Origin of the sequence: Collinsella sp. WCA1-178-WT-3 (M1) (assembly GCF_009696325.1) — a bacterium.
Classification (GTDB): domain Bacteria; phylum Actinomycetota; class Coriobacteriia; order Coriobacteriales; family Coriobacteriaceae; genus Collinsella.
Genome location: NZ_VUME01000015.1, coordinates 1 through 23416, shown reverse-complemented (window position 1 = coordinate 23416; position 23416 = coordinate 1). Strand labels below are relative to the sequence as shown.

Sequence of the window (23416 nt, the reverse complement as noted above, 5' to 3'; positions counted from 1 at the left end):
TCATGGCAGATACCGCCACTACCGGCGCTGCGGCCGCCGCACAGACCAATGAGCCGCTCATCCGCGTCGAGGGCCTGCACAAGAGCTTCGGCTCGCTCGAGGTGCTCAAGGGCATCGACCTGTCCGTTAACCCCGGTGAGGTCGTTACCATTATCGGCGCTTCGGGTTCGGGCAAATCGACCTTTCTGCGCTGCCTCAACCTGCTCGAGACCCCGGACGCGGGCCATATCTGGTTCCATGGCCAGGACCTCACGGCCGAGCGCTGCAACATTAACAAGCTGCGTGAGGACATCGGCATGGTGTTCCAGGGCTTCAACCTGTTTAACAACATGGACGTGCTCGATAACTGCACGCTTGCGCCCGTCACACTCAAAAAAATGAGCAAGGCCGAGGCCGAAAAGGTCGCGTTGGAGCATCTGACGAGCGTGGGACTCGAAAAGTTCGCGCACGCCGCCGTGGGTCGCCTGTCCGGTGGTCAAAAGCAGCGCGTGGCCATCGCTCGTGCCCTATGCATGAATCCGCAGATCATGCTGTTCGACGAGCCGACCTCAGCACTCGACCCCGAGATCGTGGGAGAGGTGCTCGAGGTCATGCGCAAGCTCGCTGCCGACGGCATGACCATGGTCGTCGTCACGCACGAGATGGCCTTTGCCCGCACCGTGTCCGATCGCGTGGTCTTTATGGACAAGGGCGTGGTCCTCGAGGACGCCGCGCCGGCGGAGCTCTTTGGCAACCCCAAGCACCAGCGTACCCGCGAGTTCCTCTCGCGCTATCTCGAGGACAAATAACCAACCGCAAATGTTTGCATGGCAGGGCCGTTCCGGTGGGGCGGCCCTCGTCATCACAATCGAAAGGATGTCATGGCCGAGGTTTGGCGCTTCTTTGCGCATGAGGATGATTTTGCCGATTTGGACGAAGTTGGCGCGTGCGAGCGCCTGGGGCGCGTGCTGTCGTTTCCGACCGTTTCGAGTATGGATGCCGAGGCGGTGAACTGGCAGCCGTTCGATGACCTGCGCGCCTATATGCAGCAGGCGTGGCCACATGTGTTCGCGGCGGGCGAGGTCGAACTCATCGACCACTCGCTGCTGGTGACACTTGGCGGTTCCGACCCTGCCCTCAAGCCCGTTATGCTCATGGGCCACATGGACGTGGTTCCCGTGGTGCCCGGCACCGAGGCCGACTGGACGCATGCCCCCTTTAGCGGTCACGTGGACGACACCTACATTTGGGGTCGCGGCGCTATCGACATGAAAGACCAGGTCGCAGGTATTCTCGAGGCGGTTGAGTATGCGTTGGTGCACGGCTGGGAGCACGAGCGGACGCTGCTGCTCGCCTTTGGCCAGGACGAGGAAACCACGCAGTATGGAGCGGGGGCCATAGGCCGCGTGCTCGAGGAGCGCGGCGTTGAACTTGAATACCTGATCGACGAGGGTGACTACCGTATTGTTTCGGCTGCCGAGTACGGCGCGGGCGAGGGCTGGCTTATGCATGCCGACCTTGCCGAGAAGGGCTATGCCGATATCGTGCTCAAGACGAAGAGCGAAGGCGGACATTCGTCCAACCCCTACGGCGGCACATCGCTCGAGGTATTGAGCCGCGCTATCGCCGCAATCTGCGATATCGAGTGGCCGACGCGCGTAACCGATCTGCTTGCCGCGCAGCTTGTCGAGTTGGGGCTCTACACGGCGGATGAGATTGCCGCCAACGGAGGCGTCATTGTTCGCGACTGCCTCGCCAGCAACAAGCTCTATCCGCTCGTGACCACTACCTGTGCGCCCACGCAGATTGAGGGCGGCAGCACTGGCGCCAACGTGATGCCGCAGGATATGTGGGCCAATATTAACTTCCGCATGCTCGAGGGCACGGGCGTGGCTGATGTTGTTGACCGTTGCCGCGAGGCCGTTGCCGCTGCGGGCCTTACCGGGCGCGTGGAGGTCGAACTTGGCCCCGGCAGCTCAGAGCCTTCGCCGTCCCCACGTGTTGGCGGACCGGGGCTCGAGGCCGTTCGCACTATTGCCGCCCGCTACTTTCGTGATCAAAAGGGGGCGGAGGAAAACGTACCGAATGCGGCGGGCGGGGCTGCTGTCGGCATTGTGCCCTCAACTGTGATCGGTGCCACCGATGCGGCTAACTATCAGCGTATTTGCTCTGAATGCATTCGCTTTTCGGCGTTTGTGGTCGACGATGACGAGTGCGATCGCGGTGTCCACGGCACCAACGAGCGCATTACCCGCCGTGCCTACCTCCAAGGTGCCCACTTTTTCATCGCTCTGCTTCAAACGCTCTAGAATGTGACAAAGCGACAGTCCCTTTGTTAGCCGTTGTAGTCGTTGGGGACGTTCTCAAGCGACTCGTCGTTAAGGAACGTCCCCAACGACTACGTCCACTCATTCCGTGCGGGTTATATGCAGGTTTGCCTGCGCACGCTATCATATATGGGTTAGACCGCAACTATGTACCCTATACGCGAAGGGATGCGCATGTATCTGAAAATCGACATGTTCTAGCTGGGCTTACCCCGCAACGGCGCCATGCGCCCCATCAATTCCGCCGATTTTCACCTTCACGCATATAAAGGAGTTCCGCCATGCGCGACAAGCTCGAAAAGATCATCAAGGCCTACGAGGAGCTCGAGAAGAAGCTTTCCGACCCGGCCGTCGCCTCCGACATCAAGGAGTTCACGCGTCTCAACAAGGAGTACGCGCACCAGTCCGACCTCATTGCCGCTGCGCGCGAGTACATCGGCGCGCTCGACGACATCGAGGCTGCCAAAGAAATGCTCCGTGACACTACCGATGCCGACGAGAAGGAGATGCTCCAGATGGACATCTCCGAGAACGAGGACAAGCTTCCCCAGCTCGAGGAAGACATCAAGTACATGCTCATCCCGAGTGACCCCAATGACGACAAGAACACCATCGTCGAGATCCGCTCCGCCGCAGGTGGCGACGAGGCGGCCATTTTCGCCGGCGACCTGTACAAGATGTACCAACGCTTCTGCGAGTCGCGTGGCTGGAAGACCACCGTGCTCGACTCCAGCCCCAGCGAGGCCGGCGGTTTTAAGTCCATCGAGTTCAAGGTCGAGGGCGACCGTGTCTACTCCGTCATGAAGTTCGAGTCCGGCGTGCACCGTGTCCAGCGCGTTCCCAAGACCGAGTCCCAGGGCCGCATCCAGACCTCCACGGCAACTGTCGCCGTGCTTCCCGAGGCCGAGGAGATCGACGTTCAGATCAACCAGTCCGACCTGCGCATCGATACCTACTGTGCCTCCGGTCCTGGCGGTCAGTGCGTTAACACCACCTACTCCGCCGTGCGCATTACCCACCTGCCCACCAATACCGTGGTGCAGTCGCAGGAGCAGCGTTCCCAGATTCAAAACCGCGAGGTCTGCATGCAGATGCTGCGTGCCCGTCTGTACGAGATGGAACTCGAGAAGCAGCAGGCCGAGCTCGGCGCCGAGCGCCAGAGCCAGATTGGCCACGGTAACCGTTCCGAGAAGATCCGTACTTACAACCAGCCCCAGGACCGCGTGACCGACCACCGTATCGGTTTCAACTCCACCTACAACGGCGTCCTTCTGGGCGACCAACTCGGTGCCGTCATCGAGGCGCTTGCCGCCGCCGAGCGTGCCGAGAAGCTGGCACAGGCCGTGTAGTAGGTTCCGCCGTTCTACCGAACGGCGGACCGGCCGACGCTGCGCGGGCCGCACCTGTACAATCTGACGTTCAACTTCAAGGGCGCGACCAGAAGGTCAGCGCCCTTTCGTTCCACGTCACCTTGTCTCAAATGCGGCCCGCTCGCTGTCCGTCCTCTATCTGCGGCGGGCAGTCATTGGGGACTTATGCTCAACCTGCGGCGCCTTAGAGGTAGTCATTGGGGACGTTCTTAAATGACTAGGTTGGGTAAATTACTTTTCGAGTTTATTTAATCTGCTTTGTTGGAAATTGGGCTTCCTAACTGCTCAAATTAAATAAAAGCCTTCATCTGCAATTGAAAATATTGCTCGAAAAATCGTCCAAGAAGTCGCGGGGCCTTTTTTGGTGCGTCGCACGTCAAGCGATGTGGCAAGTTCTTGGTTAGATATTGGTCAGTTTTGGGGCAACCTTGCCAAAAGCTTGACGAATGCAAATCTAGACGTCGGCGAATGAACACTTTGAGCGAGCCCGGTGCAAAATTCTGGGCTGATTCTCGATAATCGCTTCCAATCGTCTCTCGCCGCGTGCCGCCCTCGCGTACAATCTGCTCCGACATTCGCGCGCCGCCCGGCGCTTAAGAGGGGAGGACCCATGGCAAACGAGATCTGGACCATCAGGCGTTGTCTCGAGTGGACCAAGGAGTACCTAGCCGAGCGCGGCGAAGAGCACCCCCGTCTTTCTGCCGAGTGGCTGTTGTGCGCAGCCACGGGCCTAGCGCGCATCGACTTATATATGCGTATGGACGACACGCTCGATGCAGCGCAGCTCGAGACCATGCACGCGGCGGTTGTCCGTCGCGCCAAGGGCGAGCCGCTGCAGTACATCACCGGCAGCACGCAGTTCCGCATGATCGACGTCGCGTGCGCTCCCGGCGTGCTCATTCCACGTCCCGAGACCGAGATGCTCGTCGAGGAAGTCCTCAATTATCTGGATGCCGAGGTTCTGAGCCCCGAGGCTGCCACCCGCCAGCGCGTAGAGTTGCCATGGAACGACGAGGTCGAGCAGGCGCGTAAAGCCGAAGTCGCATTGGCCGACGAACGCGCGACTGCCGAGCGCCGTGCCGCCAACCTCACGGCTGCCGATGAGGCGGCGTTGGGCGGAGACGTGCTGGGCAGCCGAGCTTATGCCGAGGAGCTGGCCGATCGTGAGGCCGAGGAAGCCGCCGCGCAGGCAGCTGAGGCCGAGACCGCGGAAGTCGCTGAGCCCGAGCTCGACGAATACGGCATTGCCATCGAAGGCGTCGACCAAGAGACGGCCCTAGTGCAGGATGCCGCCGCGTCTGTGCCTGCCGACCCCCGCATTGCCCGCGTTCTCGAGGTCGGCTGCGGCACGGGCTGCATTTCGCTCTCCCTTGCTTGGGAGCGTCGCGGCCATGTCGCCTGCACCGCTACCGATATCGAGCCGCGCGCCATCGACCTGGCCACCAAAAACCGCGATGCACTCGGGCTTACGTCCGATGAGGTCGCCTTCAGCCTCACGAACCTGGTGAGCTCTATCCCCCGCGAGGAGTGGGGCACCTTCGACGTGCTCGTTTCCAACCCGCCTTATATCCCGACTGACGTCATGCGCTCGCTGCCGCACGAGGTCAAGGACTTTGAGCCCGATTTGGCGCTCGAGGGCGGAGCCGATGGCCTTGATATCTTCCGCCGCCTGCTCAATGCGGCGCCCTATATGCTGCGCGCCGGCGGCCTGTTTGCCTGCGAGCTCTATGAGGGCGCCCTCGACGCCGCGGCCGAGCTCTGCCGCCAGGCGGGTCTTTCGGACGTACGCATCGTCCGTGACCTCACCGATCGTCCCCGCATCGTTCGAGCTATCGTCACCGAGCCCAAACAACGTCAGTAAAGTACGAAGCGTATTGGCGGCGCGGCGGCGGGAGCGCTGCGCCGGAAATGTAAAGAGGCTTGTCACGGCTCAATTACCCCTCACTTTCACCGACTGCTATAGCCGCTCACCAAACCAACATGCGCTGTGGACAAATAGGTTAAACGTTTCGTGCGAGAATGCCCCTCAGTAAACAAACTTTCACCAGAGCGTAAGGGGCTGGCATACACATGCAGACGGTCTATCGGGTATTCGAGGGAGCGCGCGAGCCGCATCGGCTCGCCGTCGAGCGTACGGCCGAGGTGCTCGGCCGTGGCGGCCTGGCCCTGATCCCGACCGAGACCGTCTATGGCGTCGCTGTGGCAGTCAACGCCTTCTCGGACGCCGTGCCCCAAGATACAAGCGAATCTCTGCCGTGGCCGCGCGATCCGCAGGCTGCCGTCAACGGCGCCGCGGTGCCCGCGCTCGGTACCGGCTACCGTCGCATCTTTACCCTCAAGCAGCGTGAGCTCACCCAAACGGTCGCCTGGCTGGTCGATGATGCCGAGGCCCTCGACCGCTACGGCGTGGATATCCCAGAAGAGGCACGCATACTTGCCCGACGATGCTGGCCGGGCGCCCTGACTATTGTGGTCAAGGCGGCTCCCTGCGTGCCGACCTTTATGCGTGCCGCCGACGACACGGTGGCTCTTCGCGCGTCGGCATCGCCCGTGGTACAGGCGCTCATCTGCACCTGTGGCAGCCCACTTGCCTGTACGAGCGCCAATACACACGGCGCGCCCGCGCCGGCAAGCTTTGCCGACGTTGAAGACCGCATTCTAGAAGGGGTCGACGTGGCCGTCGACGCGGGCGAGACGCCGTGCCGCGACGCTTCGACCATCGTGTCGTTCCAGCACGGCGGGCTCCAGATCCTGCGCCAAGGCGCACTTCCCGCGTCAGAGATTGAGCGGGTCCTGTCCGACCCGATGCAACAGAAAGGTGTAAGCGATGTCGTTGAATCTGGGCAGCCTGGGCATGGAAGATGCCTCGTTTGACTTTGGCGGTTCCTACATCATGGCGCTCGACTGCGGCACCACCTCGGTACTTGCGACCATCGTCGACGAGTACGGCTGCATCGTCGCCCAAGCGCGCCGCAGTGTCAAAACCAGCTTCCCGCGTCCCGGCTGGGTGGAGCAAGACCCCATGGCGGTCCTTGCCAGCCAGATTGCGGTCATGATGGAGGTTCAGTTTAAGAGCGGGATTCATTCCGATCGCATCGCCGCCATCGGTATCTCCAATCAGCGTGAGACCACGGTGGTCTGGGACCGCGTGAGCGGCCAGCCCATCTATAACGCCATCGTATGGCAGTGCCGTCGCACCGCGTCTCTGATCGATAATTTGGTTGAGCAGGGCGCAGAAGAGCTGGTGCGCTCCCGCACGGGGCTTACGCTCGACCCGTATTTCTCGGCCTCCAAGGTGCAGTGGATTCTCGACAACGTCGACGGCGCACGCGAGAGCGCGGCGGCGGGCGACCTCATGTTTGGCACCATCGACACCTGGCTCATCTACAACCTCACCGGCAGCCAGGTCTTTGCCACCGACTACACCAATGCCAGCCGCACGGCACTCTTTAATATCCATACGCTCGATTGGGACGACGACCTGCTGGCGCTCTTTGACGTTCCGCGTTCCATGATGCCCGAGGTTCGCTGGAGCTCGGGCGACTACGGCCGCGTCGCGAGCGACATCATGACCAACATGCCACCCATCATGGGTGTGGCGGGCGACCAGCAGGCGTCGCTGTTCGGCCACTGCTGTTTCCATCCCGGCCAGACCAAAAACACCTATGGCACTGGTTGCTTTATGCTCATGAACACCGGCGACGAGGTCGTCGAATCCAAGAACGGTCTGGTCTCCACCATCGGTATCGCCGCGGACGGGAAGATCAGCTATGCGCTCGAGGGTTCCATCTTTGCCGCCGGCTCCACCATGAACTGGCTTCGCAACAACATGGGCATCATCTCGAGCGTGAGCGAGTCGGCACAACTCGCCGCTTCGATTAACGACAACGAGGGCTGCTACTTCGTTCCCGCCTTTGCGGGTTTGGGCGCTCCCTGGTGGGACCCGCGTGCCCGCGGTATCGTGTGCGGTCTGACCGGCGCCTCGAGCCGTGCGACCATCGTACGTGCCGCCTGCGAATCCATGGCATATCAGAGCTACGACGTGCTGCGCGCCATGGAGCAGGACGTGGGGCTTTCGATCGAACGCCTGTCTGTCGATGGCGGCGCGTCGCGCAACGAGTTCATCATGCAATTCCAGGCCGACCTGCTGGATATCCCCGTGCTGCAATGCGAGACGGTGGAGACCACGGCAATCGGTGCCGCGTACTTGGCGGGCCTTGCCGTCGGCTATTGGGAAGACCTGGAAGAGCTGGAGCAAAATGCCCAGATCGTTAGGACCTTCCTTCCCCACATGTCCGCCGAGCGCCGCGAGCAAAACCTTGCGGGCTGGCGCGATGCGGTCAAGCGCTCGCTCAGTACCGCACAGTAGGGCTGCGACGGGCCACTCGTTACAGCAAACCGCTAAACTTGTGTATGGCGCGCGGCGGCAACATTGCTGCGCGCCTTGTCAGCAAGGCCATTTTGTGGCCGCAACGAAAGGGGCAAGACCCATGACCGTTACCTACGATGCGTCCCGTGTGACGCTTGTCGATCATCCGCTCGTCCAGCACAAGCTGTCGATCCTGCGCGACAAAAACACCGGCACCAATCAGTTCCGCCAGCTCGTGCGCGAACTCGCGCTTTTTGACGGCTACGAGGCCATGCGCGACCTGCCTATGGAAGACGTCGAGGTCGAGACCCCCATCACTACCGCCACGTTCAAACAGCTCGCCGGCAAGAAACTCGCCATCGTGCCCATCCTGCGTGCGGGCCTTGGCATGGTCGACGGCATCCTCGACCTGGTGCCCTCCGCTCGCGTGGGACACATCGGTATGGAGCGCGACGAGGTTACCCACGAACCGCATGAGTATTACTGCAAGATGCCCAAGGATATCGACCAGCGCATCTGCCTGGTTGTCGACCCCATGCTCGCCACGGGCGGTTCGGCCGAGATGGCCATTAGCTACCTGCGCGAGCGCGGTGTCAAGGACATCCGCATGCTGTGCATCGTCGCGGCCCCCGAGGGCCTCAAGTCGCTGACCGAGAAAGACCCAGATGTGCATATCTATACCTGCGCCATCGACGACCATCTCAACGAGGCTGCCTACATCGTTCCCGGCCTCGGCGACGCCGGCGACCGCATCTACGGCACGCTCTAGTCGCTGGGCTAAGACGGCCGCGGCTGCAAATACGAAGAAACGGTGCGCGCGGACGAACAAAAGTCGACCGCGCGCACTCCTGTTAACGGACGTTTTGCCCTGCAGGGTTCGAGAAAAACGTATTACCGTACCTGCGGCATAAAGAAGGTCTTAAGAAAACGAACAGGTGCGTATTAACCGATGCTTTTTCGGTTGTACTTTAGCGATTGGCTCGTACAATAGTCACCAATGTTTGGCGGGAACTGTTCTGTGAAGCGTTAAAAAAGAAAGTGAGGACGCCAGTGTTTCAGATAGCCGATCTGCTCGCTATCGTTGCAGGCGCCATCGCGGGCGCGGTCGCCTTTCTTCCCTTTGTCTTTACGCTCAAGCCGGTTCTTGACGATAAACAGAATGCGGACATGCTCAAGGGTATGGTGAGTCTGGCGGTCTCGGCAATCGCCCTGCTCGTCTTTACCTTGGTTGTGTTTGCGTTGTTCGGAGAGGCATTTCGCATGTTCCTCCTGGGCGAGGCGATCGGCTTCGTGGCCTTTATGGCCGCCTGCACGGTTCGCGTCGCCAAGGCGCTGCGAGATCCTCATGAGGTCGAAAGGTAAGTCGTGGAAATTTTTGAAAAGCTGCCTGATGAGATTAATCATCTGGTCAGCGAGTTCAGCTCCACCCCTGTCGTGGGCGATCTGAGCTGCGGCATCACGCAGTACTCGTTTTGGCTGATCGTCTCCACGATCGTGCTCCTGATCGTCCTGGCCGTGTTCAAGAAGAAGCAGACCCTGGTTCCCAAGGGCTTCTTCGTCAACGGTTTCGAGTACATCATCGAGTACGTCGAGAACGATATCGGCAAGGGCGTCGTGGGTGAGAACTGGAAGAAGCACTTCCCGTTCCTGTGCTCGCTTTTCCTGTTCATCCTGATCAATAACATGATCGGCCTGATCCCGGGAATGAAGCCCGGCACCGGCGCAATCGGCTCCACCGCCGCGCTCGCCATCTTCGCCTTCGTGTACTTCATCTACTACGGATGCAAGGCTCACGGCGTGATCGGCTACATCAAGAGCCTCGCCCCGCAGGGCGTGAGCTTCCCGATGAACGTCCTTGTGTGGGTCGTCGAGCTTTTCTCGACCTTCCTGCGCCTCATCACGCTTGCCGTCCGTCTGTTCTGCAACATGTTCGCAGGACACGTGGTCATGGGCTCGTTCGCCATCATGGCGAGCATGTTCATGCAGCCGCTGCTTCAGCAGGTTTCCGCGGCCCACGCCGTCGGCGCCCTGCCTTCGCTGGCCTGGCTTGCCATCCTCATCCTGATCTATGCGATCGAGCTTGTGGTCGGCGCCATCCAGGCTTACGTCTTCACGGTCCTTACCGCCGTGTATGTCTCCGAGGCAGAGGAGGTCGCGGAGGAGGAGTAGTCTTCCGTTCGCGCCTTAAAGGTAAGGCAATTCGTTAAACCGCCGGTGCCCGTACCCATGGAGCCCGGCAGTTATAAAAAGGTTATCCTGCGTGAAATAAGACACGCACGACAAAGGAGGAATCGTGGGAGTTATCGGTTACGGTCTCGGTGTTATCGGCGCTGGTCTTGCTATCGGCCTGTCTGCTCTGGGTGCTACGGGTGCTATGGCCCGTCAGCCTGAGGTCCAGGGCCGCGTGTTCACCGTCTTCATCATGGGCTCCGCCTTCGGCGAGGCTCTGGCTCTGATCGGCTTCGTTGTCGCGCTGATCGTTAAATAGCACGGAGCGTCAAGTATGAATCTTTCATCCCAGAAGAGCGCGATCGCACTCTCCGCGTCCGCGGCCGCGCTGCTCATGCCGGTTTCCGCGTTCGCCGAGGACGGCGCTGCCGGTGCGGACATCCTCATCCCTAAGATGGCGGAGTTCATCCCGGCGCTTATCGCCTTCCTGATCATCTGGATCGTGCTGGCCAAGGTCGCCCTACCGGGCATCATGAAGACCATGGAGGAGCGCGGCAAGAAGATCGAGGAAAGCCTCGACGAGGCCGAGAAGACCAAGCAGGAGGCTATCGCCAAGCGCGCTGAGTCCGACTCGATCGTCACCGACGCCCGTCGTCAGGCTGCCGACATTGTTCTCGAGGCCCGTAAGGACGCCGAGTCCGAGCGCGCCCGTATCATCGAGGCTGCTCACAAGGAGGCCGAGGAGATCATCGCCAAGGCCCATACGACCGTCGAGGACGAGCGCAAGTCCATCTACGCCGGTGCCGCGAGCTCCATCGCCGACCTGTCCGTTGCCGTCGCCACCAAGATCGTGGGCGAGGCGCTCGAGGACGAGACCGAGCAGAAGAAGCTCATCGAGCGCTACATCCAGGAAGCAGGTAGCCTGAATGCCGACTAGCCGCTATCAGGACAAGGTGCTCGAGACCTACGCGCGCTCCCTCATGGAAGCCGCCAAGGCCGAGAACCATGTGTTCGAGGACCTCGAGATGATCGAGCGCCTGGCTTCCGCCAGCCCCGAGATCATTGCCGTGCTCGACACCATGTCCAAGCGCGACCAGCTCGACCTTCTTCCCAAGGTGGCAGCTGCCTTTAAGCATGTTGCCGAGGAAGACGAGGATGTAGTGGGCGTGACCGTCACCACGGCGATCCCGCTCGACGACGAGCTGCGTCAAACCATCACTAAGAAATGCGAGCAGGACTTCGGCCGCAAGGTATTCCTTATCGAGCAGGTCGATCCGTCTATCGTGGGCGGCCTGGTGCTCGAGGCCCGCGGCGAGCGTCGTGACATTTCCGTCAAGACGCAGCTGCGCATCGCGCAGGAGACCCTCGCAAACTCTGCTAATTCGTACGGAGGTGAAGCCTAATGTCCGAAACCCTCAATGCCCAGGATATCGCCAAGAAACTGCAGGAGCAGCTCACGAACCTCTCCGCGACGGTCGATACGCATGAGGTTTCAACGGTCGACGAGGTAGGCGACGGCATTGCGCGCGTCTCCGGCCTCAAGAGCGCCATGGCAGGCGAGCTTCTGGAGTTCAAGAGCTCCGATACCGGTGAGACCGTCTTCGGCCTTGCCCAGAACCTTGACCGTGACGAGGTCGGCGCCGTTCTGTTTGGTGCCGTCGACTCCATCAAGGAAGGCGACGAGTGCCGCACCACTGGCCGCATTATGGATATCCCCGTGAGCCGTGCCATGCTCGGCCGCGTCGTCAATCCGCTCGGCCAGCCCATCGACGGTTTGGGTGACATTGTCGCCACGCACCGTCGTCCTATCGAGTTCAAGGCCCCCGGTGTCATCGACCGTACCCCGGTATGCGAGCCGGTTCAGACTGGCCTGTTGGCTATCGACTCCATGGTGCCTATCGGCCGCGGCCAGCGCGAGCTTATCATCGGCGACCGTAAGACCGGTAAGACCGCTATCGCCATCGACGCTATCCTCAACCAGCGTGGCAAGGGCATGGTCTGCATCTACGTCGCTATCGGCCAGAAGGCCTCCACGGTTGCCAACATCCGCGAGACCCTCGCTCAGCACGGCGCGCTCGACTACACCATCATCGTTTCGGCCACCGCTGCCGATTCCGCCCCTATGCAGTACATCGCGCCTATGGCCGGTGCCGCTATCGGCGAGTTCTTCATGTACAACGGCGAGGACGGCAAGCCCGCCAGCGAGACCAACCCCGGCGGCCATGTGCTTGTCATCTACGACGACCTGTCCAAGCAGGCTGTGGCCTACCGTCAGATGTCGCTGACGCTGCATCGTCCGCCCGGACGCGAGGCTTATCCTGGCGACATCTTCTACCTGCACTCTCGTCTGCTCGAGCGTGCCGTCAAGATGTCCAAGAAGAACGGTTACGGCTCCATGACGGCTCTGCCGATCATCGAGACCCAGGACGGCGACGTCTCGGCCTACATTCCGACCAACGTCATTTCCATTACCGATGGTCAGATCTACCTGCAGTCCGAGCTCTTCTTCCAGGGTCAGCGCCCGGCAGTCGACGTGGGCATCTCCGTGTCCCGCGTCGGTGGCGACGCACAGACCAAGGCTATGAAGCAGGTCGCCGGCAACCTCCGTCTGGACCTCGCTTCGTACCAGGAGCTCGCCGGCTTTACGCAGTTCGGCTCCGACCTCGACGAGGCCACGCAAAAGCAGCTTACCCACGGCGCTCGCATGACTGAGCTCCTTAAGCAGTCGCGCTACAAGCCGTTCGAGGTTTCCGAGCAGATCGTTGCGTTGTTCGCTGGCAACGAGGGTTTCCTGGATGACCTGGAGATCGCCGACGTGCTGCCTTTCCGCGCCGAGCTCATTGAGTACATGGACAACGGTTTTGGCTCGCTGCTCGACAAGGTTCGCGCCAAGAAGATCGACGATGACACCAAGGCTGAGCTCCTGCGCGTCATCGGCGACTTTAAGCAGCAGTTCATGGCCAAGCACCATGCCGATACGACTGGATCAGAGGAGAACTAAGCCCTATGGCCAACCTTCGCGACATTAAGAAGCGAATCTCCTCGGTTACCACGACCAAGCAGATCACGCGCACGATGGAGATGGTCTCTACGGCCAAGATCCGTCGTGCCCTCGATCGCTCCAAGCAGGCCGAACCCTATAAGGAGGCGCTTACCGACGTCATGTTGACGGTCGCCGGCGACGCCTCCTGTTCAGGCACCGATCCCATGCTGCAGAAGCATGAGAGCGTCAAGCATGGCCTGATTGTCGTTATTGCCTCGGACCGCGGCCTTGCCGGCGGTTTCAATACGACGGTGGAGCGCACGGCCGAAAAGCTCGCCGCTTCTTGGGCGAACGACGGCGTCGAGTGCGAGATCATCGCGTGTGGGCGCAAACCGGCCACGTATTTCCGTGACCGCGCAAACGTCATCATGCACTTTGAGGGCAACTCCTCTGAGCCCGATTTCAATCAGGCCCGCATGATCTCCTCTCATATCTGCGATGCGTATCGTGCCGGTGAGCTTGACCGTGTCGAGCTTGTCTACCACCACGCCAAGAACCGCGTGGATCAGGAGCTTCGCGTCGAGCACTTGCTGCCGCTCGATCCCGAGATGATCGCTATGGCCCACGGTCCGCGTAAGAACGAGGCCGACGCCCCTAAGCGTATCTCGTCCACGTTCGAGTTCGTGCCCTCTCCCGAGCATGTTCTCGGCAAGCTTGTACCGTCGTATATCCTGACGGTCATCTACCAGGCCTTGATCGATTCGGCGGCTGCCGAGCAGGGTGCACGCCGCAAGGCCATGCACTCCGCGACGGAAAACGCCACCGCGATCATCTCGACCCTTACCCGCACGTATAGTCGCGTGCGTCAGGCTTCGATCACGACCGAGATTAACGAGATCGTCGGCGGAGCCTCAGCATTGGAGGAACAGTAATGGCTAATAACACCGTAAAGCTTGCGGTCGAGGAAGCCACCAAGAAGACGACTGCCGGTGATGGTCGCATCGTGCGTATTATCGGCCCTGTCGTCGACGTCAAGTTTGACGGCGCGGTGCCCCCGATCTACAACGCGCTCACGGTCGAGGCCGAGACCCCGATCGGTCACCTGAGCACGATCCTCGAGGTCGAGAGCCAGCTTCCGGGCGGCGTTGTCCGCACGGTCGCCATGTCCTCGACCGACGGCCTGCAACGCGGCCTCATCGCCACCGATACCGGTGAGCCCATGAAGATGCCCGTTGGCCCCAAGACACTCGGTCGCATCTGGAACGTCATGGGCAAGCCCGTCGACGGCAAGCCCATGCCCGAGGTGGAGGAGTTCTACCCCATCCACCATGCAGCGCCCCGCTTTGACGAGCTCACTACCAAGACCGAGATTTTCGAGACCGGCATTAAGGCCGTCGACCTGCTCGAGCCCTACATCCGTGGCGGCAAAACTGGTCTGTTCGGTGGCGCCGGCGTCGGCAAGACCGTTCTGATTCAGGAGCTCATCAACAACCTCGCTCAGGAGCACGGTGGCACCTCGGTGTTTACCGGCGTCGGCGAGCGTACCCGTGAGGGTACCGACCTTTATCTCGAGATGAGCGAGTCGGGCGTTATCGACAAGACCTGCTTGGTCTATGGTCAGATGAACGAGCCGCCTGGAGCGCGTCTGCGCATCGGTCTGGCCGGCCTTACCACCGCCGAGTACTTCCGCGATCGTGGTCAGGACGTTCTGCTGTTCATCGATAACATCTTCCGCTTCTCCCAAGCCGGTTCCGAGGTTTCCGCTCTTCTGGGTCGTATGCCGTCCGCCGTTGGCTACCAGCCCACGCTGGCTACCGAGATGGGCGACCTTCAGGAGCGCATCACCTCGACCAAGACGGGCTCCATCACCTCCGTTCAGGCTGTCTACGTCCCCGCAGACGACCTGACCGACCCGGCTCCCGCCACGACGTTTACGCACCTCGATGCCACTACGGTTCTTTCGCGTAGCATTTCGTCGCTCGGCCTGTTCCCGGCCATCGACCCGCTCGCGTCTTCCTCCGACGCCCTCGATCCCTCGATCGTCGGCGAGGAGCACTACCGTGTCGCCGTTAAGGTCCAGGAGCTCCTGCAGGAGTACTCCGACCTTCAGGACATCATCGCCATTCTGGGTATGGACGAGCTGTCCGAGGAGCAGCGCCTTACGGTCAACCGCGCTCGTAAGATTCAGCAGTTCCTCTCGCAGTCCTTCCACGTCGCCGAGAAGTTCACCGGCAACCCCGGTGTCTACGTTCGCGTCGAGGATACCGTCCGCTCCTTCGCCGAGATTGTCGACGGCAAGGCCGATGACCTGCCCGAGCAGGCTTTCCGCTATGCTTCCACGATTGAGGACGTGCGCGAGCGCGCCCGCAAGATGGGGGAGAAGTAGGTTATGCGTATCCGCATCGTGTGCCCCGTGAGCTGCGCCTATGAGGGCGACGCTGCGTTTGTGTCGATTCCGTCCACGGATGGCGAGTTTGGCGTTCTGCCTGCTCACTCCAGCGAGATCTGCACGATCGACCGCGGTTACGTTCGCGTCTCCGATAAGGCCATGGGCACTGTCGACCACACGTTTGCCGTGGCCGGCGGCTATGCCCAGGTTGCGGACGATGTCGTGACCGTTCTCGCCGAGCGCGCTTGCGATTTGGCGACCGTCGATGCCGACAAGCTTAAAGCTGATATTCAAGGTTTTGAAGAGAAGCTGGGTAATTTGTCGGAGGATGATGCACGCCGCGCCTACCTCTATAATGAAATCGCATGGTGTAAGCTCATGCTTGCCCAATAGTCAAACGATTTGGCGTTCGACCATTTGCGAACACATCATGCCCGGGATGGCCCAGCCATCCCGGGCATGCTTTTTGAAAGGGTAGACCTTGGATATTATCCGTGTTGAAGGTGGCCACACCATCGGAGGCTCCGTGCCCGTTTCGGGTGCAAAGAACTCTGCACTCAAACTCATGGCGGCAACGCTTCTGGCACCGGGGAAGACGACGCTGCAGAACGTGCCCGATATCTCGGATGTCCATGTTATGGGCAAGGTGCTCAAGGGTATGGGCGCCAAGATTGACGTTCTCGATGAGCATACGCTCGAGATCGACACTTCTCAGGTTGATTCCTGGGAGGCTCCCTACGAGCTTGTCGCCAAGATGCGCGCCTCCACGGCCGTGATGGGTCCCCTGCTGGGCCGTTTCCATCGTGCCAAGATTGCCATGCCGGGTGGCTGCAATCTGGGTGCCCGTAAGATCGACATGCACATCTTGGGTCTTGAGGCGCTGGGCGTAGAATTCGACACTGCACACGGTTACATCAATGCCAACGCTCCTCAGGGGCTGCGTGGTACCACGGTTACGCTTGAGTTTGCCAGCGTCGGCGCTACCGAGAACCTCATCATGGCGGCCGTGCGCGCGCAAGGCACTACGGTTATCGATAATGCGGCTCGCGAGCCCGAGATCGTCGACCTTGCCAATATGCTCAACGAGATGGGCGCCAAGATTGTTGGCGCCGGCACGCCCGTCGTGACCATCGAAGGTGTGGACGAGCTGCATCCCGTTACCCATCGCGTGGTGGGCGACCGCATCGAGGCCGGCACCTTTATCGTTGCCGGTGCCCTGATGGCCGATGACCGCGGTGTCGACGTTACGGGCTTTTGCCCCATTCACTTGGGCATGGTGCTCAAGAAGATGGAGCTCATGGGTATCGAGTGTGAGCGAATCGAGAATGGCGTTCACGTGAGTCGTGTCGAGCACATCAGGCCGGTCGATATTCAGACACTTCCGTTCCCGGGCTTCCCGACGGACATGCAGGCGCAGATCATGGTGCTTTCCGCTCTCGCTGATGGCAGCTCTGTGATTACCGAGAATATCTTCGAGAACCGCTTCATGTTCGCGTCGGAGCTGGTCCGTATGGGCGCAGATATCCGCATCGAAAGCCATCACGCCATGATTCATGGCGTCAAGGGGTTCTCGGGTGCACAGGTTACCTCGCCTGATCTGCGCGGCGGCGCCGCGCTCGTCGTTGCTGGCCTTATCGCCGACGGCGTTACCGAGGTCTCGGCCATTCATCACATCAAACGTGGCTATGAGCAGTTTGTCGAAAAACTGCAGGCACTTGGTGCAAACGTCGAGCACGCCACTGTTCCCGATCCCGTCATCTACTAATGCAGGTTGCCTATGTTTAATAATAAGAAGCCCTTAGCGGATACTCGAAGACCTTCAACCGGCGCACAGGCCAAGATCTACAGTCGCGATAATGTTGCACGCTACTCCGAGCGCGCTCGTCAGCGCCGCCGCGGCCAGACAATCCGTCGCGTTGCGCTTATCGCCGTGCTTGGCGTGCTGTTGAGCGCTACGACTGCCGCCGGGCTGTGGTTCGCCAATATTATGGGCAAGCTTGGCGATTCCAATGTCATTACCGACAATCTGCGCCATATCTTGGTGGATACCAATGAGGCCAAGGATCCGTTCTACGTGCTTCTCTTGGGTACCGATGGTCGTCCGGGCGAGGACACGTATCGCTCCGATTCAATTATCTTGGCGCGCATCGACCCTACGCAAAAGCAGGCTACGCTTATATCCATTCCACGTGATACCAAGGTTGTCTATAACGGCGAAACCATGAAGATCAACGCCTGCCATACCTATGGCGGTGCCGAGGCCATGGTTCAAGCGGTCAATGAGCTGTGCGGCGTGCAGATTTCCCACTATGCCGAGGTTAGCTTTGACGGTATGCAATCATTGATTGACTCTGTGGGCGGTATCGACATCAACGCCACCGACGATGTCGATGACCCCGAGCATCTGGACATTAAGATTACGGCAGGCCAGCAGCACATGGACGGTGCTACCGCGCTCACCTATGCCCGTTGCCGCTATACCTATGCCGACGGCGACTATACGCGCATGCGTCACCAACGCCAGGTGCTTGGTGCCCTTGCCAACCAGATTCTCAACAACTTTGATGCTACGAAGGTCTTCGACCTGGTTAATTCGCTGTCCGATATGCTTGTGACCGATATGAGCGTTCAGGACATCGTGTCTACGGTCAATGCTATGCGCGGCATGGATGTCGATGGCATCTATTCGGCGAATCTGCCTTCCTACGCAGATGAAACCACCATGATCGACGGCCAGAGCTATGTCTTTGTCTACGAGGACGAGCTTAAGGAGATGATGGCGCGCGTCGATGCCGGCAAGGATCCTAAGGGACCAAACACCATGGGCCTATCCGACGGAACCAGCTCCACAATCGGTGATTTGAGCAATCATACTTCTGACGATTACGCCTACGGTACGGCCGGTTCGTCGGAAAGCTCGGGCGATTCGAGCTATTCGGACGATTCGAGCTATTCGGACGATTCGGATTACAGCTCATATTATTACGAGGAGCCCACTGGCGACGGCAACGGTTACGAAGCCAACTACTAGGGTTGCGCGCCGTCCAGAGCGACAATTTGTCATTCAAAAGGCAGGGCATGACCAGAAGGTCAATGTCCTGCCTTTTTCATGCCAACTTGTTCGCTCTGGATGTCGCTCGCTGACGTTGATTCAACCAGCGATGCCGACTACTCCCCTTGCACCAAAAAATCGCCCCGTTCTCGGTTTTGAGGACGGGGCGATTTTGCTTACCTAGATTATTCGAGTTCCTTATGCGAAGCGGGCGACGAGCTCCTGCAAGACGTCGGTCATCTTGACGAGCGAGCTGACCGGAACAAACTCGTTGACGCCGTGGTAGCAGTAGCCGCCCGTCGAAAGGTTGGGACAGGGCAGGCCGCGGAACGACAGCTGTGCGCCGTCGGTGCCGCCGCGAATCGGCAGCACCTGGGGCTCAACATCGCAGGCAAGGAAGGATTCCTTGGCGACTTCGATCAGCTCTGGGTAGTCGCGGACGATCTCGGCCATGTTACGGTACTGGTGCTTGATCTCGACCGTTACGCGCTCCTCGCCCAGACGCTGGTTGAGCAGCGCGGCGGCAGCATCCATCAGATCGAGCTTCTGCTGGAACTTGGCGGCATCGTGATCACGGACGATATAGCGCGCCGTGGCATGGTCGACTGTGGCAGAAACGCCCTCGAGGTGATAGAAGCCCTCGTAGCCCTCGGTGTATTCCGGACGCTGCACGTAGGGAAGCAGGGCATTGAAGTCGCAGAACAGATTGCCCGCGTTAACCATGCGGCCCTTGGCGTCGCCGGGGTGAATGGACTGGCCCTCAAAGCTAACGGTAGCCTCGGCGGCGTTGAAGCACTCCCACTCAAGCTCGCCAACCGGACCGCCGTCGACTGTGTAGGCATACTTACAGCCAAAGTCCTCGATATCCAACAGCTCGGCACCGTGGCCGATTTCCTCGTCCGGGCAGAAACAAATACCAAGCGTGGGGTGGGGCAGGCTGGGGTCCTGTGCAATGCGTGCGACGAGCGCCATAATCTCGGCGACACCGGCCTTGTCGTCGGCGCCCAGCAGCGTGGTGCCGTCGGTGCAAACCAGGTCCTCGCCCAAAAGGTTGTTGAGGGCGGGGAGCTTGGCGGTGCTCATGGATACGGGCTTGCCGTCGACGATGCCGCAAACCAGGTCGCCGCCCTCGTAGTGCACGATGTGCGGCGCTACGCCGGCGCCCGGTGCGACCTCGGTGGTGTCGAGGTGCGCGATCAGGCCCAGGGCGGGCTTATTCTCGGAGCCGGCGCTCGCGGGAATGTGAGCGCAGACATAGGCGTTTTCGGTTACATGGGCATCGGTTGCACCAAGCTCGCGCAATTCCTCGGCAAGCACATTGGCAAGATCAAACTGGACGGTGCTCGATGGAACCTGGTCGCAGTTGGCATCCTCGGACTGTGTGTTGATCTGGACGTAGCGCAAAAAACGCTCGAGTACGTCGGGGTTCGTGGTGGTGTTTTCCATAGAGACCGCTCCAATCTTGGTTGTCGTGTGCAACAAGAACTCTAGCACGGTATGCCGCGGCATACCGCGACGCTTGGATGGGGTAGAATCAGCCATTGAATGCAGAAGGGACGGATGTTCATGGATACGACAAATAGCTCGCGCGAGCTACATCTAACGGTGGCGAACGAAGACTACTTGGAGTGCATGGTTCGCATCGAAAGCGAGGATGGGGAGACTAATGGCGTGCGGTCGGTCGATATCGCACAGCGCCTTGGCGTCTCGAAGGCATCGGTCAACAAGGCGGTTTCGGCTCTCAAGGCATCCGAACTTGTCGAGCAGTCTCACTACGGCAAGGTTATTCTGACCAACCGTGGGCGCGAGGTCGGTTTGGCTATCTGGTATCGCCATCGCCTGATTCGCACATTTTTGGTCCAGGAGCTCGGCGTCGACTTTGAGCGCGCCGATGCCGAGGCCTGCATGATGGAGCACGCGCTTTCCGAGGACACAATGGTCCGTTGGCTCGCCTATCTCGAAAAGCAGGGAATCAGCATCGAGGAATAGCGAAACATATATATGGATACGAGTTATTACAATCGCTTCGGCGGCGAGGAGCTTATGCGCCGACTTGCCAGCGAGACGCTGCTGGCACAGGGTCCGATGGGCAGCGTGCTGCTGAGTGAATACGGTGCCGCCGATATTCCGCCGGCATTTTGGAACCTCGCCGAACCGCAGACGGTTTCTCGCATCCACCGACTGTATGCTGCCGCTGGTGCACAGGTGCTTATTACCAATACGTTCCAGGCATCGGGTTTTGCGCTCGATCGCGATGAAATCGCTCCATCTATGGCAGAGGTCAATCGCGGGGCGGTCGACGATGCCCGCCAGGCAAATCCCCAGCTATTGCTGGGGTCCATGGGGCCTATTGCGATTGAGTGGTTTGTCGAGGATTCTTCCGAATATCGAGAGATTCGCGCAAATGCTCGCGAGCAGGCGTCCGCCCTGCTCAACGCCGGCGTCGACGGGATTCTGGTCGAGACGATCACGTCTATCCGCAATCTGCAGCCCGTGCTCGCCGGTGTCCATGATGCCGCTGATGGCATGCCCGTTCTGGTGAGCTTTGCTATTGATGACAAGGGCGACCTGCTGGGTGATGGCCTAAACATCGAAGGTGCCATCTTGTATGCCGAGAAGCACGGTGCGAGCTCGGTTGGGGTCAATTGCTGCACCCTGACAGCGGCTACCGCTGCGGTACCAAGAATGGTCAAGATAGCCACGACGCCCGTTACTGTACGTCCCAATGCGGGAAATCCGGTCCAAACGCAAGATGGGCCCGTGTGGCACGAGGACCCCGAAGCTTTCGCGCGCGCATGCGTCGAGTGGAAGCGGGCTGGCGCCGCAATGGTTGGTGGCTGTTGCGGAACCACGGCGATCACGACGGCTGCTATGGCAGACGCGCTCGATATATAGAGTCCTAAGAAAAGCACATTCGAATTACCGCCCCGACCGGGGCGGTTTTTTTTGTCTATATGCGCCCTCGACGGCTTTTGCCTAAACGGTGAATGCGTGCGCCGGCGGCTTGCCGGGCACTCGTTGCGGGTATACCACTTGCGTACCATGATCCAAACACTGCGAGGTGTCTGCGAGTGTGCGCGATAATTCATTTTGGAACTGATGGCTGGCGCGCTCGCGTCGGCGAGGATTTTAACGCTGACAATGTTGCCCGTATCGCTGATGCCGCCGGCGAGCTCTGGCAAAAGACATATCCCGGCAAGACGGTATATATCGGGTATGACACCCGTCCCCGGGCGCGCGAGTTTGCAGAACTTGCAGCTGGCGTGCTTGCGGCCCATGGCCTTGATGCCGTGCTCGCGGCCCGTTTTGTACCCACGCCTGCCATCACGTGGGCTGCCGCATACGATGGCGAGGCGTGCGGGGCGCTCATGGTGACCGGTTCGCATCATCCGCAGGGCTATCTCTGTCTCAAACTGCGCATGGGCGATGGTTCCACGGCAAACCAGGACGTCATCGAAGAACTCGAGGCAACGATGGCCGCCGAACCTCTGGGGCTCGAGGAGCAGTATCGCACGGCGGATATCATTCCCGACTATATGCGAGCGGTAGCATCGTTTGTCGATGCCGATGCCATTCGTGCCGCTCATCTGCGCGTGGCGGTCGACCCCATGGGGGGAGCGGCTCAAGGTTATCTTGCCGATTTGCTGCGCGAGCTGGGTGTTGAGGTCCATGAGATTCATGCGGGGCAAGCATCGGATTGGGGGGATATCTGTCCCGATCCCGTAGAGCCGTGGGTGGATGCCTGCGAGCGTGCAGTTATCGAAGACGGTGCGTGTGCCGGTCTGGTGACCGATGGCGATGCTGACCGTATTGGCGCGGTCGACGAGCGCGGTAGATATATACATCCGCATCAGATCATGGCGCTCGTAATGGGCGAATTGGTTCAGTTTCGCAATTTGAAGGGGCGAGTCGTCGTCAATCTATCGTGCTCGACGCTTGTACGTCGTGTTGCCGAGGCACTCGGTTGCCGCGTGACCGTAAAACCGGTTGGCTTCAAATATATAGCCGCCGAGATGAAAAAAGACGGGGTGCTTATGGGCGGTGAGGAGGCCGGTGGCATCGGCATTGCCGCGCATATGCCCGAGCGTGACGGCATTCTCGCTTGCCTACTCCTGTGTGAGCTCATGGCAAAGACGGGGGCTTCGCTGGGCGTGCTGGTCGATCAGCTCGAGGCGAGTTTTGGAAAAACAAGTTATGGCCGTCGAGATTTACGACTTGAGGCAGAAGATGCCGAGTCGCTGCGCACGCTGCTTCCCGGTGTGAATCCAAAGTCGATTTGCGGCAAGGCGCCGCAGAGCGTAAGTCACATGGACGGCTTGCGTTTGGCATTTGAGGATGATACCTGGCTGTTGGTTCGCCCGAGTGGCACTGAGCCGGTGGTGCGAGTGTACGCCGAGGGCTTTTCGGTGGAGGAGCGCGACGAGTTGCTTGATGCCGGCTGCGCTTTGGCTCGGGGCGCATATCGGCTCTAGCCATGGGGCTGATCAATATAAAGATATGCTCGGCGAGTGGTAGGTAACGACTGGCAAGCGTCAGCAGCGGGTATAAATGTGTAGGAGTTGTGTGCAACCAGATTCCCGCCCCGCGGGCCCCTCCGGTCTGGCAATATATCTCCTTGCCGCGCGGCCCGGTCGGACCGGATGAGCCGCGGGGCGTGCACCTTGAGAACCGGATACTGCGAGGATGGACACACCAGATGTGTCGCATCCGGGCAGACATCGAACCATTTGAAATGGTCTGACTTGGATTCGTTTTTCGCAAGGCCGCCGAGAGGCGGC

Annotated in this window: 22 protein-coding genes; 21 read left to right on the top strand and 1 reads right to left on the bottom strand. The window is 60.1% G+C overall.

The genetic code is table 11. From position 1 onward, the window contains the following. Nucleotides 1-2: 2 nt before the first annotated feature. From FYJ40_RS08120 to FYJ40_RS08035, 18 genes are all read left to right on the top strand, one after another. Nucleotides 3-788, top strand: a complete 786-nt coding sequence (locus tag FYJ40_RS08120) for an amino acid ABC transporter ATP-binding protein (protein ID WP_154518360.1) — start codon at nucleotides 3-5, stop codon at nucleotides 786-788. A gap of 72 nt (nucleotides 789-860) precedes the next feature. Continuing rightward, nucleotides 861-2288: a M20/M25/M40 family metallo-hydrolase gene (locus FYJ40_RS08115; protein ID WP_154518363.1), complete on the top strand. Its 1428-nt coding sequence runs from the start codon at nucleotides 861-863 to the stop codon at nucleotides 2286-2288. A gap of 299 nt (nucleotides 2289-2587) precedes the next feature. Next, complete coding sequence (prfA, locus tag FYJ40_RS08110; protein WP_154518366.1) at nucleotides 2588-3655, top strand: peptide chain release factor 1; 1068 nt, start codon at nucleotides 2588-2590, stop codon at nucleotides 3653-3655. 631 nt (nucleotides 3656-4286) lie between these two features. Next, nucleotides 4287-5537 (top strand): HemK/PrmC family methyltransferase, encoded by a 1251-nt coding sequence (locus tag FYJ40_RS08105; RefSeq protein ID WP_154518369.1) that lies wholly within the window; start codon nucleotides 4287-4289, stop codon nucleotides 5535-5537. Between the two features lie 209 nt (nucleotides 5538-5746). After that, nucleotides 5747-6550: an L-threonylcarbamoyladenylate synthase gene (locus FYJ40_RS08100; protein WP_229770733.1), complete on the top strand. Its 804-nt coding sequence runs from the start codon at nucleotides 5747-5749 to the stop codon at nucleotides 6548-6550. Then, complete coding sequence (gene glpK, locus FYJ40_RS08095; protein ID WP_154518372.1) at nucleotides 6504-8045, top strand: glycerol kinase GlpK; 1542 nt, start codon at nucleotides 6504-6506, stop codon at nucleotides 8043-8045. The genes FYJ40_RS08100 and glpK overlap by 47 nt, the downstream gene beginning before the upstream one ends. Nucleotides 8046-8166: 121 nt before the next feature. Further along, complete coding sequence (gene upp / locus FYJ40_RS08090) at nucleotides 8167-8814, top strand: uracil phosphoribosyltransferase (protein ID WP_040359658.1); 648 nt, start codon at nucleotides 8167-8169, stop codon at nucleotides 8812-8814. Between the two features lie 281 nt (nucleotides 8815-9095). Then, the gene (locus FYJ40_RS08085; protein WP_117770551.1) at nucleotides 9096-9407 is read left to right on the top strand and encodes a hypothetical protein; all 312 of its coding nucleotides are present in this window, start codon (nucleotides 9096-9098) and stop codon (nucleotides 9405-9407) included. A 3-nt stretch (nucleotides 9408-9410) separates the two neighbouring features. Further along, nucleotides 9411-10214: a F0F1 ATP synthase subunit A gene (gene atpB / locus FYJ40_RS08080; RefSeq protein WP_022094263.1), complete on the top strand. Its 804-nt coding sequence runs from the start codon at nucleotides 9411-9413 to the stop codon at nucleotides 10212-10214. A gap of 124 nt (nucleotides 10215-10338) precedes the next feature. Further along, on the top strand, nucleotides 10339-10533 hold the full coding sequence (locus FYJ40_RS08075; RefSeq protein WP_022094262.1) for an ATP synthase subunit C: 195 nt from the start codon (nucleotides 10339-10341) through the stop codon (nucleotides 10531-10533). 15 nt (nucleotides 10534-10548) lie between these two features. After that, nucleotides 10549-11151 (top strand): F0F1 ATP synthase subunit B, encoded by a 603-nt coding sequence (gene atpF, locus FYJ40_RS08070; protein ID WP_117716380.1) that lies wholly within the window; start codon nucleotides 10549-10551, stop codon nucleotides 11149-11151. Beyond that, the gene (locus tag FYJ40_RS08065; RefSeq protein ID WP_154518375.1) at nucleotides 11141-11617 is read left to right on the top strand and encodes a FoF1 ATP synthase subunit delta; all 477 of its coding nucleotides are present in this window, start codon (nucleotides 11141-11143) and stop codon (nucleotides 11615-11617) included. Before atpF ends, FYJ40_RS08065 begins: the two co-directional genes overlap by 11 nt. Then, nucleotides 11617-13215 carry a F0F1 ATP synthase subunit alpha gene (gene atpA / locus FYJ40_RS08060; protein WP_154518378.1) on the top strand — a complete coding sequence of 533 codons (1599 nt, stop codon included), beginning with the start codon at nucleotides 11617-11619 and terminating at the stop codon, nucleotides 13213-13215. The genes FYJ40_RS08065 and atpA overlap by 1 nt, the downstream gene beginning before the upstream one ends. Before the next feature lie 5 nt (nucleotides 13216-13220). Beyond that, nucleotides 13221-14129: an ATP synthase F1 subunit gamma gene (gene atpG / locus FYJ40_RS08055; RefSeq protein WP_154518381.1), complete on the top strand. Its 909-nt coding sequence runs from the start codon at nucleotides 13221-13223 to the stop codon at nucleotides 14127-14129. Continuing rightward, a complete protein-coding gene (gene atpD, locus FYJ40_RS08050; RefSeq protein WP_055286334.1) occupies nucleotides 14129-15583 on the top strand; it encodes a F0F1 ATP synthase subunit beta in 1455 nt (484 codons plus the stop codon). The genes atpG and atpD overlap by 1 nt, the downstream gene beginning before the upstream one ends. A gap of 3 nt (nucleotides 15584-15586) precedes the next feature. Then, the gene (gene atpC / locus FYJ40_RS08045) at nucleotides 15587-15979 is read left to right on the top strand and encodes an ATP synthase F1 subunit epsilon (RefSeq protein ID WP_154518384.1); all 393 of its coding nucleotides are present in this window, start codon (nucleotides 15587-15589) and stop codon (nucleotides 15977-15979) included. An 88-nt stretch (nucleotides 15980-16067) separates the two neighbouring features. After that, a complete protein-coding gene (gene murA, locus FYJ40_RS08040) occupies nucleotides 16068-17351 on the top strand; it encodes a UDP-N-acetylglucosamine 1-carboxyvinyltransferase (RefSeq protein ID WP_154518387.1) in 1284 nt (427 codons plus the stop codon). A gap of 12 nt (nucleotides 17352-17363) precedes the next feature. After that, complete coding sequence (locus tag FYJ40_RS08035; RefSeq protein WP_154518390.1) at nucleotides 17364-18617, top strand: LCP family protein; 1254 nt, start codon at nucleotides 17364-17366, stop codon at nucleotides 18615-18617. Nucleotides 18618-18836: 219 nt separating this feature from the next. Here the strand turns inward: FYJ40_RS08035 and pepT are convergent, their stop codons facing one another. Next, nucleotides 18837-20084 carry a peptidase T gene (pepT, locus tag FYJ40_RS08030; protein WP_154518393.1) on the bottom strand — a complete coding sequence of 416 codons (1248 nt, stop codon included), beginning with the start codon at nucleotides 20082-20084 and terminating at the stop codon, nucleotides 18837-18839. Nucleotides 20085-20204: 120 nt separating this feature from the next. Here pepT and FYJ40_RS08025 point away from each other — a divergent pair, with 120 nt between their 5' ends. The 3 genes from FYJ40_RS08025 (at nucleotide 20205) to FYJ40_RS08015 (ending at nucleotide 23110) form a co-directional block, all read left to right on the top strand. Next, a complete protein-coding gene (locus FYJ40_RS08025; RefSeq protein WP_154518396.1) occupies nucleotides 20205-20627 on the top strand; it encodes a metal-dependent transcriptional regulator in 423 nt (140 codons plus the stop codon). Between the two features lie 12 nt (nucleotides 20628-20639). Then, nucleotides 20640-21533 (top strand): homocysteine S-methyltransferase family protein, encoded by an 894-nt coding sequence (locus tag FYJ40_RS08020; protein ID WP_154518399.1) that lies wholly within the window; start codon nucleotides 20640-20642, stop codon nucleotides 21531-21533. Between the two features lie 176 nt (nucleotides 21534-21709). Continuing rightward, nucleotides 21710-23110 (top strand): phosphoglucomutase/phosphomannomutase family protein, encoded by a 1401-nt coding sequence (locus tag FYJ40_RS08015; protein WP_370450673.1) that lies wholly within the window; start codon nucleotides 21710-21712, stop codon nucleotides 23108-23110. Nucleotides 23111-23416: the final 306 nt, after the last annotated feature.

Bases quoted from the DNA above. Each gene is read 5' to 3' on its own strand.
- FYJ40_RS08120 (WP_154518360.1), top strand. From the start codon at position 3: ATGGCAGATACCGCCACTACCGGCGCTGCGGCCGCCGCACAGACCAAT.
- FYJ40_RS08115 (WP_154518363.1), top strand. From the start codon at position 861: ATGGCCGAGGTTTGGCGCTTCTTTGCGCATGAGGATGATTTTGCCGAT.
- prfA (WP_154518366.1), top strand. From the start codon at position 2,588: ATGCGCGACAAGCTCGAAAAGATCATCAAGGCCTACGAGGAGCTCGAG.
- FYJ40_RS08105 (WP_154518369.1), top strand. From the start codon at position 4,287: ATGGCAAACGAGATCTGGACCATCAGGCGTTGTCTCGAGTGGACCAAG.
- FYJ40_RS08100 (WP_229770733.1), top strand. From the start codon at position 5,747: ATGCAGACGGTCTATCGGGTATTCGAGGGAGCGCGCGAGCCGCATCGG.
- glpK (WP_154518372.1), top strand. From the start codon at position 6,504: ATGTCGTTGAATCTGGGCAGCCTGGGCATGGAAGATGCCTCGTTTGAC.
- upp (WP_040359658.1), top strand. From the start codon at position 8,167: ATGACCGTTACCTACGATGCGTCCCGTGTGACGCTTGTCGATCATCCG.
- atpF (WP_117716380.1), top strand. From the start codon at position 10,549: ATGAATCTTTCATCCCAGAAGAGCGCGATCGCACTCTCCGCGTCCGCG.
- FYJ40_RS08065 (WP_154518375.1), top strand. From the start codon at position 11,141: ATGCCGACTAGCCGCTATCAGGACAAGGTGCTCGAGACCTACGCGCGC.
- atpA (WP_154518378.1), top strand. From the start codon at position 11,617: ATGTCCGAAACCCTCAATGCCCAGGATATCGCCAAGAAACTGCAGGAG.
- atpG (WP_154518381.1), top strand. From the start codon at position 13,221: ATGGCCAACCTTCGCGACATTAAGAAGCGAATCTCCTCGGTTACCACG.
- atpD (WP_055286334.1), top strand. From the start codon at position 14,129: ATGGCTAATAACACCGTAAAGCTTGCGGTCGAGGAAGCCACCAAGAAG.
- atpC (WP_154518384.1), top strand. From the start codon at position 15,587: ATGCGTATCCGCATCGTGTGCCCCGTGAGCTGCGCCTATGAGGGCGAC.
- FYJ40_RS08035 (WP_154518390.1), top strand. From the start codon at position 17,364: ATGTTTAATAATAAGAAGCCCTTAGCGGATACTCGAAGACCTTCAACC.
- pepT (WP_154518393.1), bottom strand. From the start codon at position 20,084: ATGGAAAACACCACCACGAACCCCGACGTACTCGAGCGTTTTTTGCGC.
- FYJ40_RS08025 (WP_154518396.1), top strand. From the start codon at position 20,205: ATGGATACGACAAATAGCTCGCGCGAGCTACATCTAACGGTGGCGAAC.
- FYJ40_RS08020 (WP_154518399.1), top strand. From the start codon at position 20,640: ATGGATACGAGTTATTACAATCGCTTCGGCGGCGAGGAGCTTATGCGC.